Source organism: Flavobacterium soyae (assembly GCF_045348165.1).
GTDB lineage: Bacteria > Bacteroidota > Bacteroidia > Flavobacteriales > Flavobacteriaceae > Flavobacterium > Flavobacterium soyae.
The window spans coordinates 5100096-5112281 of sequence record NZ_CP150845.1 but is presented as its reverse complement, the minus strand read 5'-3'; the positions used below and the strand labels follow the sequence as shown (position 1 = coordinate 5112281).

Below are 12186 nucleotides of genomic sequence, written 5' to 3'. Positions count from 1 at the left end.
GACTTAAAATTTTATTGTTAATTTAAGGTGCGATAAATCTAATTAGATTTAAGTTCTTTATAATGAGTACTTATACCTGATTTTATTCAATTTCATAAAGAGCAGCAGTTTCTAATAATTCTTTTTCATATTGGTAAATATCGTCAATAGATGAAATTGCAATTTTTGATTCAGTTTTATTATCATTAAATAAACTGATATATTTTTTACTGCCATTAAGATGTAGTCGGCATAAAGGTTTACGATTGTTATCGTCTAGTAAAATTCCAAAATAAGACTGTGTATCACGATGAACAATTCTATTTGTTGGTAATTTTCGACGTAAAATAGCAAGAACTATACGATAAGCATCAAGTTCTTCTTCGGTAGTATTAACTTTATTATCGTCTTCAATTGTTGTAATTTTTTCGTCTTGCTGTTTAATCGTTTCTTTGGTTAAAGCAGCATTTAATCGGTCATTAATTTTATCATTAATAAATTGACTAACTGATTTCTGAACCAAATCTTTAAATTCATCTACCACTTTTTCTGTTAATCTCCCTGTGTATATTTTACTGGCAAATACTTTTGTAAAATCGTTTGACGGGCTTTCTAATTCAGCATTTATCAGCTTTTTGATTTCTTTAATGTATTTTAATGAACTGGCATTGCTTACAATATTATCTACATCGAAATTAGCTTTATGAAATTTAGCTATTTCGTTTATCGTATTTTCCTTAAGATTGCTAATGTCAAATTCTAAAAAAGGTTTTTCATCCATTTTATTCTGATCATCTAAATCAGTAAAAAATTGATAATTTATACCATTCGTTAAAAGAGCAAATCGGGTTTTTGTAACATGGAAATAGCGAAACAATTGTGAATTATGAACCGTCAGGTTTTCTTTCCAGCTTTTGCATTCAACAATTATAATTGGTTCTCCATTTTGAAAAATGGCATAATCTACTTTTTCTCCTTTTTTTAACCCAAGATCGGCGGTAAATTCAGGAACAACTTCAAGCGGGTTAAAAGCATCGTAACCCAAAATATGTATAAAGGGCAGTACAAAAGCATGTTTTGTAGATTCTTCGGTTTCAATTTTGTTTTTCAGCTGATTTATTTTATCGGCTAATGATTTTAGTTGAATATTCATTTCCATAGGTTTGTAGTTTAAATTAATAATTCAAATGTAAAGCCAATAAAAATCAGTATTTTATGGAAATCCGTAATGCGGCAGATTTTTTAAAAGAAGTTTTTATGAAATGGATTTAAACAGAAAAAAGAGGACAATGAAGTTCCTCTTTAAAACAGACAGGCTTTGTTTTTATTCTTTTTCTAAAATGAAATCTTTGATAATTTTATCCATGTTTGAAGGCAGATCGGCATTTTTAATTTCGAAATGTTTTATTTTCATTTCAGAAAGCCATTTTCGCCAATATTCTTTAATGACTTTTTCTTCGTACGGATTATTTTTGCTTGGATTTATCCCTAAAACCAAAACTTCAAGATTAGATAAATCCTTATCAATTTTAATAAAGCCCAATTTTTTGTCCTCAAATTTTTTCTGCCAGTCGTTTGTATTTAAACCATTTTGTTTAATTAACTGCGGCGTTAAATAATTGGATAAATTTCCATCTTTGATTTGCGTTCCTTCATAAAACATATAACCATCAGTTAAAATAATCAGGATATTTCTATAACCTTTATCAATACATTGATCTTGTACTTTGCTGTCAAAAAAATTCCAAATATCAGAACCAATATACTTATCATCCTTAATTGCAGATTCGTATATTTTTGAGGTTTTTGCAGCATAAGTATCATTAATAGAATTCAGGAATTCTTTTGATGCATTGTCTTTGTTAACTGTAATTCTTAATTGTTTGGAAATAGAATTAATTTCAGGATTTTCGGGTTCCGGATTAAAGAATAATTGCATTTTGTCATCAATCTGCCTCATTCTTTTTGATTTTAAATGCTGTGTAAAAACCTCAGAAACCGTTTTGATATATCCTAAATCTCTCTGATAGATTTCCATCGTTGGATTTGGATTTTTTTTGAGGCTTATCCTGTCTGATAAATCCACAAGAATACTGATGTTATAATTTTCTGAAACAGAACTTTTAACAGCTGTTTCTTTTTCTTCATTTTTGGGTTCTTCTTTACATGAAAAAAATAAAATCAATAATAAGGACATCGCCATTTTGAGTAAAGTATTTTTCATTTTAATTAATTTTAGAATATATCAAATGTTGAAAATCGGGATCGACTAAATTTAATTTTCCAAGATGTTCTTCAGATAAATTTTCGCAGCCTTCCAGTAATTCTACTTTTTCTTTATGAGGTAAAGCAATTTCTGTATTAATGGCCTGAAACCAGCCTTCTTTATATTGATGATGGTAATGCAGATATTCTTTTACAGGAAAAACAAAGCCATCTATTTTAGACTGAAGCTCAGAGATTTTTCCATTTATAGTTACAATCTGCTGTTTAAAATCGTTGGTTTTATTGATGTATTCTGTTTTTAGTTTTTCCAGGTTTAGTAAGTTTTCTTTTTTACCTCTAATAAATGCCCTGATTTTATCAATGTTTTCAAACTCCTTCATCACAAAATCAAACACAAGTCCCCAGATAATATATACCACAAAACCGGCAAATATAATCATCCAGAATTCTGGTTCTCCAAGAGCGATGTTTAAATTGTAGGGCGAAGATTCGGTTGTTTTGTTAAATTCATATATTTTTTTCTCAATGATGTAAGCTAAAAGCGAATCGAATAAAAATGTAATAGCAAAAAGTGCAGCCAATCTAAGTATGTTTTTGAAGCCTTTTCCTTTTTGAACCATATGGATTACATAACCTAATCCCATAAAAACAAACGGAATAGTAACTACCAAAACTCCTTCGAGCCAGCTTGCTTTAAAGGCATTTGTAAAAGCATCGGCGTCAAAAATTGCAGCAGTTAAGCTGTCATTTGAAAATTCTTTAAAAAAAGCAGAATAAGATGCTGAAATATAAAACACCAAAACATAAAGTGTAATTGGCAGCAGCAAAATCAAACCAATATAAAATTGTGCTTTTAAGCCTTTTCCCTCTTCAATTCCGTATTTATCAGGATTACGTTTTACCTCGATAATCTCGTTTTTAATCTGATCGATATTTTCATTGATATCCTGTTCCTTTTTTTCATAGATACCAATTGCGGTTTCAGACTTTTTAAGTTCGGTTCTGTTTTTTTCCTGTTCTTCGCGGTAAGGCTGCTTTAATCTGTCTTGTTCCATTTTTTGTTTTCGGCACTGATCTTCAAAACTCATATATAAATTTTGAAGACAAGCTTTTAAAACAATAGGTTTTCCGGTTGCTTTTACAGATGCGGCAAATCCGCTTTGATAGTACGTTATTCTAATTTGTTCTCTGTCTTCTTCATTTTCTTCGAAAACTTTAAAAGAAGAATCTTCAGGTTTTTTTAAACTAAATAATTGGGCAAGTGGTTTCATAACTTAAGAGTTTAGTTGACTAATAATTTCTTCTTTTCCGATGTTTTTCTGGACGCAGTCAATAAGATAATCCGATAAATCATTAATGTTTTCTTCGATAAAATCAAATTTTCTGCAATACTTTCTAAGCATATTCAGCTCATCATCAGTAATTTTTTCATCAGCCCAAATAATTCTGGTTAGATCATACAGATATTCAATTTTGGTGGTTAAAGATTCAGGAACGATGAATTCTGTATTAACAGGGTTTAGAAAAAGTTTATCGAGTTCCTCTTTCGGAATTCCTCTTTCATCAGCAAAATGATACAGCATTTGAAGTTCTAATACATCAAATTGATCATCGGATAATGCCATTTGATATAATCTCAAAAAATGGCTTTTAAGTTCTAGTGTTATCATGGTTTTGGCTTAATTTTTAATTTAGGTTCATTTAATTAGTCTATCAGCAATTTCTTCCCTGTCAATTATTACATGAGAAGGAAGAATCATTTGAATTTTGTTGTCAATTGGATTCTGAAAAATTGAAAAATTTCCTCTGCAGTTTTTATATCGAAATTGTAATGCTTTTAATCCCTTTATTAATCCTTCTTTTTGAGTTGTTTCAAATACATAATGAGAACAGGATTTTTTAAAAATGCATTTTCTTCTTTTAGATTGAGGAATTAAAATCCAATACAATCGAATAATTAATAAGATGAAATATTTCATTTTTTCTGAAAAACAACCATTTGACTATTTGTTGTGTAACCTGGTTTGGCTCCAATTCCAAAACATCCACTATCTGGGTGAACAAATGTTGATACACTTTCTAAGCGGATATATTCCCAACCTTGATTTGTATAATTCTTTATTAAGCTTTCAAGTTGTTCAGCAACATGATTTGAAGTTCCTTTTTTTGGATCGATTGAAGCTACGAATGGTACTACTTTGTATTCCATAATTTTTTAGTTTTAATTAATATTTAATTGATTTAACAATTCAAACTTAATCCTATTTGAAACCATGATTTTACGGAAATCCATAATCTGTAAATTTTAAATTAAAGCAATAAAAAAAGCCCCCGAAGGAGCTTGAAAAAAGTATAATTGTAAGGAATTAAATAATTCCCATATCTTTTGTAATAGAAACCAAATGAACGGTGTTATTAGCTTTAAAAAAATCCTTTAACTTTGAAAGTCTTTTTTCTACAGCACTTTTACTGTTAGGTTTGATATCTGAGTTTTTAAAAATTTCTATTATTTCATCCTGCGAAGTACCGGCAGATAAATATTTCAGAATCTTAATATCTAAATCGTCTATTTCAAAGTTGCTTTTTTCCTGTAATGCAGAAGCAATTTCAAGCGAAATAAATTTTTGATCAGATGTAGAAATGGTATTAATTGCTTTTTTCAGATCTATGAGACTGTTTCGGCCTTTGAGTACAAAAGCATCAATTTCAGAATTTTCAAAAAGTGATTTAATACGAAGGTTTTTATCTTCGATAGAATAGGCAATGATTTTAATATTGGGCTGAAGCTCACGAACTTTTTGAATTAGTTCATCACCACTGGCGATTTTTACTTCACGATGATCTTTTTTAAACGAAAGATCACTAATTAATAAATCATAAGGCTCGTTATCCTGAATGGCTTTTCTTATTTTTAGAAAAGCATCGTCACAATATTTTGCATGTTGAAAATCGGCAATGTTAAAATCTTTTAAAGTTTGTTCGACTGCTAAATTAAATTCTTCAAAATCTTCGGCTATAATTACTTTTTTAAACATAAACTCTTATTTAGGCGTTGTTATTTTTGCTTTAAAACCTTTATCGGGTTCAGTGTCAAAAGTAATAGTTCCTTTTATGGCCAGAATACGGTTTTCCATATTTTGTAAACCATTTTTTATAATTTTTAATTTTTCAGCACCTTTTCCGTTATCTGTATAGTCAATAAATATCGTTTTTCCATTGCTGTCAAATTTTACAACAACTATTGATGCCTGACTATGCTTTTTCATATTCACCATTAATTCCTGCAAAACTCTGTAAATCGTAACTTTTTTAATCTCATCTACTAAGTCCCAATTCACTTTTTCAATACTGTTAATAATAACGTTCGTCTCATTAGTATTATAAGTAGAAAGCATTTCTTTTAAGTTAACAGCATAATTTGCTTTAGTATCAATATCATTATTCTCTCTCGAAATTCCGCGGACGCGAACATAAATATGATCTAGTTTTTGAATTAAAGTTTCTTTTGTATTCTGAATTTCTAAGGGCTGGGTCTGTGTAAAAGTAATGGTATTAAAAACATCATTTGCCAGTTCATCGTGAATGTCTTTTGCGATTCTGGTTTCGGTATCGTAGGCAGTTTTTATTTTTTCAATTCTGTTTCGGTTCTGATAAAACTTTCTTAAGTAAAGTAATAGAAAGAATAGCGATACAATTCCAATTATAAAAAACATTCTTTGATATTTAGCTTCCTGAAGTGATAATTGATTTTCGGCTTTTTCTAAACGAAGTTTTTGGTTTTCCTCTTTTTCTTTTTTAGAATCGTATTTGATTTTGGCGAATTTATTTTTAAAGTTATTATGGATTTTGATTATACTATCATTTATTGAAATATACTGTTGGGCATATTTTGTTCCCGAACCATTAGAAATTAAAAAAGATAATGCCTTCAGGCGTTCGTCGACACTATTAAATTTAGTAGCAATTTCGTAAGCATTTTTAGCATACTCATTTGATTTTTGAATATCGGTTTTCGAATAAAATTCTGCCAGATGGAAATAACTTTCTATACTTCCGTACGAATCGCCGATTTGTTTTCTCAATTCAAGACTTTCAGTCATTAATTGTAAACCTTTATCATTTAAGCCTTTTTTGAAATAAGCAAAACCTAAATTATCTATAAAACGAGCTTTGTTAGGTATGAAAACTTTTTCGTTTAGTATTTTTTCACTTAGAATTGATTCAAGAATTTTTATAGACTCATTATATTTTTTTTGTTGAATATAAACAACAGCAATATTGTTTAAAGGTGGTTGTCTTGATATAGAATCAGTACAGTCTTTTAAAGCTTCATTATAGTAATAGATTGCTTCATCATAAATAACAAGTTCTTTGTAAGCTATACCAAAGAGGTTATTAATTGCAGCGCTGTAAATATCCTTTTTTTTAATATAAGGCAAAGCTTCTGTCAGCGTTTCATTACTGCCGTAATAGTCTCCATTTATTTGCTGAATAGAGGCCATTTGTATAAGATTATAAACAATGTTGGAACTGTCTTTTATGTTCTCAAACTGTATTTTAGATTTATTAAAATTATAAAATGCACTATTATAATTTTTATCCTGAAAATTCAAAATGGCTTTATCCCGTATAATCATAGCTTCTTTTTTTTCGGGATTATTTTGTAGCACAGCAATGTCTTTTTCTTTTTGGCAGGAAAGAAAAAAAACAAAAAAAAGAGAATAAAAAAACGGGGAACGCAGCATAACACTTACTTTCCCCGAAAATACTAATTAATTCTAAACTATGTAATCTTATTCAGATTATTTTGGTGGTGGAACAATTATTGGTGCATCACCAGGACCATCTGGTGGTGCATCTGCTTGTATACTGTCTCGAACAACATCTCTTTTTGCCTCAGTTTTTTTATTCGTTGTATCAAATTCGTCAGCAGTGCAAGAAAATAATGTAGTACTCAATAGTACGCACGCTCCCATTAGATATAATGTTTTCATAATTTTAGGTTTTAAAAAATTAAACATGGGTATTGCTGTCCGGAGCTTTTCCAGATCATTTTGTTTAAGGCAATACCAAATTTTGGTTGGGAAGTGAAGTATGTAGAACAGTAAGATTTTTATCTATACTTCCCAGATAAACTCCGTCTTACGGTTTTCCATACTTGTAAATTGAACTAGTTTTGTACATTTGTTTTGACCTGCAGATCAAAGCGCTAACTTATTCTGAGGACAAAGTTATATTGGTTCTGAGCCTGCATTGATACGGAATTCCGGGATTTCCGATTTAGTTTTTTGTAATCCCTAGAATTCCTTAAAATTCCTTGAAATTCCAAAAAAACATGATGCTTATGAATAACAATACTCTGGAAGATTTATATAAAAAAGCTGTTATAAAACAGTATGAAGAAGTAAAAAATGGTGAAGATTACATTTATTTGAATGCTCCAACACGAGGGAAACTCAATAAATTATGTTGGGAAATATTTGAAACAAAACCTGTTTCTAAAGATGACAAAGTAGTTTTTAATACTCTGTTGGGATTTCCTTTTGATCTAAACACAAAGAATAGATTTAGAAGTAATACAAATCAATTTAGGCCAGTTGAAACTTTTCTTAAAGGAGAAACTGATCCAGATAAAATTGAAGTTGTAGATCTTGCGGCTATACTTGTTGATTTCCAATTGAGGCCTTTTAACAAGTTTAGAAAACAAATTGATCCAGATGATTTAGAATTAATAAATGATCTTAGAAATACCAAATTTTTTAGTCCACAAAATCCTTCTGATGATTTGATAGATGTGGTGGAAAACAAAAATGTTATTGATGCAAAAATTGAAGAGCCAAAAGAAAATCAAAGTCAAGAATCTGAACCGGCTTTTGTTGCTGAAAAATCCGAATCATTTCAAAATCAAGGATCAGCGTCACCGCAAGCACCATTGCCAATATCAACTTTTGTTAACATAGGTAAGGAATCACCAAATAAAATATGGAAATATTTAGGAATTACAGCTGTTATTGTTGGGTTCGGTTTAATCATTTACTTCGCCTTCTTTAAAAATCATTGTATGCAATGGTCAGAAGATCATTATGAAGTTGTGGATTGTTCTTCAAAAGATAATGGAAATTTTAATGAAATAATTCCTCTTGATGAAGATCTTTTAGATTTTAGAAAACTAAAAGCTTGCGATACAACTACTTGTTTTATGAAAAACGGGGAAGCTTTCGTGTGGTATGGAAAGACGGCAAACGGAATTGACTTTTTTAACGATAATGGTAATGGCAGACATCCGGAAACAAAAGGATCATTACGACCAGTTACGCATTATATTTTTGGTAAATATTTAAAAGGAAAACCTTGTCAATAATGCGATTTATGTAAAATAAACCCAAAATAATGGAAGATTTTGTAAGTATATACGTTTAATTTAGTATTATTAAATTAATTCGATAAAAAACAAATCGCATGAAAAGTAAAAAGATATTATTCGTATTAGCCTTAAGCCTGGGAATGTTTGCTGCGTCTTGCAGCAGCGATGATAATGAAGGAGAAACAATAATTCCATTACAAGGGAAGTACAACCTAAGTAAAACCGGGACAATTGTTAATGGACAAGAAGTATTAGTCGATGCTCCACAAAACCAAGAAGGATGCAGCAGAGATTATTTAGAACTAAAATTGAGTAATGCAGCAGTCATAGGTGATTATGACGGCTCAAATTGTGCCTTAGTAGAAACTACAGGAACTTACGTAAGATCTCATAATGATTTAACTATTACTATTGGTAATGCAAGTACAACCAGTGATATTATGAACCTTACTAATAAAGAGTTGAAAATAAAAGATAAAACTACTGGTGTAATTACAGTTTATACCAGATAAGAAATTGGCTTTAAGGTAAATTCCTAATTCAGGAGAATCAGGAACGAAAACGGAAATAACTTAGTAAAGTTGTTTCCGTTTTTTTATTTACGCACTTCTTTGCGGCTGCAAAAATCCCTTATTTTACTACTGGTTACACATTAAAAACTGTATAAACATTCTACAAAGTGTAAAAAAAATACACACATCATTTTATGTAATAATTCATAAACTGCTTAAATTCAGTTTAAAACCTAAATGGCACAACGCTTGCAAATTGGGAACATGTCATTCTTTAATTTCTTTGATGTTTACTTAGAAAAATGCAAAGAAAACTATTTGATAAAAGCCATTTTAGAGAATTAATACAAACAAACAGGACATGGAAAGCGAAACAATTATTTCAAAACAATTTTATGCAGGAGGCGATATTAGCAGCGAAGTAATCAGCCCGTCTATTTTTAAAATAAATAACAACTCAGCAAAAAAACATATCGAAAGACCAAAAAGTATTTTTGGCTTTATGGTTCTTGCAGCAACATTTTTAGTATTGATTGCAGGATCTCTTTTAGTTCTTCAATTTCAGCCGGATTTTGATCAGCTGCATTTAGAAAGATTAAACTCAACGGGAGGAATTATTTTCCTGATAATTACCGTAACATTATTCCTTTTTAAAGCCGGAATGTTCCTTTACAACGTATTTCTTTACTTTAAATATAAGCCAATCGAATCTGTTTCAGATGAATTACTGCCAGCTTGTACTGTAATTGTTCCGGCTTATAATGAAGGAAAATTAGTTTATGAAACTTTAATGAGTTTGGCCGAAAGTGATTTCCCTGCTCACAAATTAGAGCTTTTGGCAATCGACGATGGAAGCAAAGATGATACGTGGTACTGGATTCAGCAGGCAAAATTAAAATTAGGTGATCGTGTTTCTATTTTTCAGCAGCCACAAAATAAAGGAAAACGCCACGCCCTATACCGTGGATTTAATTTAGGAAAAGGAGAGATTTTTGTAACTGTTGATTCTGATTCAATTGTTAAAAAAGACACTTTAAGAAACCTGGTAAGTCCGTTTGTAGTTGACGAAAAATGCGGTGCCGTTGCAGGAAACGTTCAGGTTTTGAATAATGAAAAAGCAATTTTACCAAAAATGCTAAACGTAAGTTTTGTAATGAGTTTTGAATTCATGCGTTCTGCAGAAAGTTCGCTTGGTTCAGTACTTTGTACGCCCGGAGCTTTAGCAGCTTATAGACGAAACGCTGTTTTTGCCTGTCTGCCGGAATGGATTGACCAGACTTTTATGGGACAGCCTTCAGATATTGGTGAAGACCGTGCGATGACCAACATGATCTTAAAACAAGGACATCACGTATTGTTTCAAAGAAATGCTTACGTATTAACAAACGTTCCTGAAGATTACAAAGGTTTATATAAAATGTTCATTAGATGGGGAAGAAGTAATGTTCGTGAAAACATTATGATGGCAAAATATGTTTGGAAAGATTTTAGAAAAGAATCTAAAGTTGGAGCAAGATTATTGTTTACAGAGCAGTCATTGAGAATCATTTTGACGTATCCTTTTTTTATTTTTATGTTCTATTTTATTGCAACACATCCTTTATTGTTTATTAGCTCTACGCTTTTAGGAATATTGCTTGTATCAAGTTTTTCTGTTATATTTTATGCAAAAAGATATTCTTTAGGAGAAGCATTTTGGGCCTATTCTTACAGCGTTTTCTATACTTTTTCATTGTTTTGGATTGCGCCGTACTCCATTATTACAGCCCATAAAAAAGGGTGGCTGACACGAGGTTGATAAATTCCACAGACTACTATTATATTTTTAATCCGAAAAACTCCTGTTCCACTAAACAGGAGTTTTTTTATTGATCTGCTTTCGCCAGAGAAAAACAGAAACTGCATTTACAAAAGCCAGAATCCATAAAATTGGACTTGTAAAAAAGCTCTCGTAACTTCTTCCGTTAGGAATTTCTACAAAAGGAACCGTAATAATAACGTCCAGAAACAAAGCTGTAAGCGACATTATAATCCCGAGCTGCAGACCATTTATTTTATAATTTTTCCGATAATAAAACTTTGCAGAACCAATGGCGAAAAACACTATGGAAATCGCCGCAATAACTGACTGCCATAAAAAGGAATCTTTTACAACAGGAATTTGTTCTAAAATATAAAAGGAAAAACTAACGGCAAACCAAATCAAAATTCCTGAAAATAATGCTCTGATATATTTCATGTTCTTAATTTTCAGGATTCCAGATTCCGGTTTTGGCAGTTTCTTCTGCATAAGCGCTGAAATCTTTCGCTTTTCTGCCCAGAACTTTTTCAATATCAGAAGTTACATTCGAATTTCTTCCGTCTAAAACCTGTTCAAAAAGGTAATTTACCAGCCAGATATGATCTTCAGGAACCTGATATTCTTTTAGCATTTGTGCATATTCTTCTAAACTCAAACTCTGAAAAGAAATGTTTCTGCTGCTTGCATTGGCAATTTCGTTTACCGCATCTTTAAAAGTTAGTAATCTCGGCCCGGTTAATTCATACGTTTTTCCGTTATGACTTTCGTCTAAAAGTGCTGCCGTAACAACATCGGCAATATCATCAGCATCGGTAAAAGGTTCGAGTGCTTCAGCTCTTGGCAAAGCAACAATTCCGTACAGAATTGGATCTAAAAAGAAGCTTTCGCTAAAGTTTTGGCTGAACCAGCTGGCGCGGATTATCGTCCAGTTTTTGGCATTTTTCTTTACAATTTCTTCGCAGACCTGTGCTTCTTGTTCGCCTCTTCCAGAAAGTAAAACTATTTTTTGCACTCCAGATTTTGTGGCAAGATTGGTGAAATTTTCTATCGCATCTGCCGCAAAAGGAACAGCCAGATCCGGTTGAAAAGTAATGTAAACCGTATCGATTCCGTTTACAACATTTTCCCAGGTTTCTGGTTTTTCCCAGTCAAATGGAATTTTTTCATTTCGGGAACCTAAACTAATTTCAACTTCAGGATTATTTTCTAATCTTGCGGCGACTCTGCGTCCTGTTTTTCCATTAGAACCCAGAACTAAAATTTTCTTTTTCATATCAATATCGTTTTAAATGATTACTGATACA

14 protein-coding genes are annotated in these 12186 nt (G+C 31.1%); 3 read left to right on the top strand and 11 right to left on the bottom strand.

What is annotated here, in order from left to right:
* Positions 1-82: 82 nt before the first annotated feature.
* From AABD74_RS21090 to AABD74_RS21050, 9 genes are all read right to left on the bottom strand, one after another.
* The gene (locus AABD74_RS21090; RefSeq protein ID WP_406844210.1) at positions 83-1132 is read right to left on the bottom strand and encodes a type I restriction endonuclease; all 1050 of its coding nucleotides are present in this window, start codon (positions 1130-1132) and stop codon (positions 83-85) included.
* A 171-nt stretch (positions 1133-1303) separates the two neighbouring features.
* The gene (locus AABD74_RS21085; RefSeq protein ID WP_232679182.1) at positions 1304-2203 is read right to left on the bottom strand and encodes a hypothetical protein; all 900 of its coding nucleotides are present in this window, start codon (positions 2201-2203) and stop codon (positions 1304-1306) included.
* 1 nt (position 2204) lies between these two features.
* Entirely contained in the window at positions 2205-3476 is a 1272-nt protein-coding gene (locus tag AABD74_RS21080; RefSeq protein WP_232679184.1) for an ABC transporter permease, read from the bottom strand.
* Positions 3477-3479: 3 nt separating this feature from the next.
* On the bottom strand, positions 3480-3875 hold the full coding sequence (locus AABD74_RS21075) for a hypothetical protein (RefSeq protein ID WP_406844209.1): 396 nt from the start codon (positions 3873-3875) through the stop codon (positions 3480-3482).
* A gap of 27 nt (positions 3876-3902) precedes the next feature.
* The gene (gene yidD / locus AABD74_RS21070) at positions 3903-4184 is read right to left on the bottom strand and encodes a membrane protein insertion efficiency factor YidD (protein WP_406844208.1); all 282 of its coding nucleotides are present in this window, start codon (positions 4182-4184) and stop codon (positions 3903-3905) included.
* A complete protein-coding gene (locus AABD74_RS21065; RefSeq protein ID WP_406844207.1) occupies positions 4181-4414 on the bottom strand; it encodes a hypothetical protein in 234 nt (77 codons plus the stop codon). Before AABD74_RS21065 ends, yidD begins: the two co-directional genes overlap by 4 nt.
* Positions 4415-4571: 157 nt before the next feature.
* Positions 4572-5240, bottom strand: a complete 669-nt coding sequence (locus AABD74_RS21060; RefSeq protein WP_406844206.1) for a response regulator — start codon at positions 5238-5240, stop codon at positions 4572-4574.
* A gap of 6 nt (positions 5241-5246) precedes the next feature.
* Positions 5247-6950 (bottom strand): ATP-binding protein, encoded by a 1704-nt coding sequence (locus AABD74_RS21055; protein WP_406844205.1) that lies wholly within the window; start codon positions 6948-6950, stop codon positions 5247-5249.
* 57 nt (positions 6951-7007) lie between these two features.
* A complete protein-coding gene (locus AABD74_RS21050; RefSeq protein ID WP_406844204.1) occupies positions 7008-7199 on the bottom strand; it encodes a hypothetical protein in 192 nt (63 codons plus the stop codon).
* A 350-nt stretch (positions 7200-7549) separates the two neighbouring features.
* On the opposite strand from AABD74_RS21050, the gene AABD74_RS21045 reads away from it, so the two are divergent.
* The 3 genes from AABD74_RS21045 (at position 7550) to AABD74_RS21035 (ending at position 10879) form a co-directional block, all read left to right on the top strand.
* Positions 7550-8566 carry a hypothetical protein gene (locus AABD74_RS21045; RefSeq protein ID WP_406844203.1) on the top strand — a complete coding sequence of 339 codons (1017 nt, stop codon included), beginning with the start codon at positions 7550-7552 and terminating at the stop codon, positions 8564-8566.
* 98 nt (positions 8567-8664) lie between these two features.
* Positions 8665-9081 (top strand): lipocalin family protein, encoded by a 417-nt coding sequence (locus AABD74_RS21040; protein WP_232679202.1) that lies wholly within the window; start codon positions 8665-8667, stop codon positions 9079-9081.
* Between the two features lie 361 nt (positions 9082-9442).
* Positions 9443-10879 carry a glycosyltransferase gene (locus tag AABD74_RS21035; RefSeq protein ID WP_406844202.1) on the top strand — a complete coding sequence of 479 codons (1437 nt, stop codon included), beginning with the start codon at positions 9443-9445 and terminating at the stop codon, positions 10877-10879.
* Between the two features lie 51 nt (positions 10880-10930).
* Here the strand turns inward: AABD74_RS21035 and AABD74_RS21030 are convergent, their stop codons facing one another.
* Complete coding sequence (locus AABD74_RS21030; protein ID WP_232679207.1) at positions 10931-11320, bottom strand: DUF5367 family protein; 390 nt, start codon at positions 11318-11320, stop codon at positions 10931-10933.
* Positions 11321-11324: 4 nt separating this feature from the next.
* Positions 11325-12155: an NmrA family transcriptional regulator gene (locus AABD74_RS21025; RefSeq protein ID WP_406844201.1), complete on the bottom strand. Its 831-nt coding sequence runs from the start codon at positions 12153-12155 to the stop codon at positions 11325-11327.
* Positions 12156-12186: the final 31 nt, after the last annotated feature.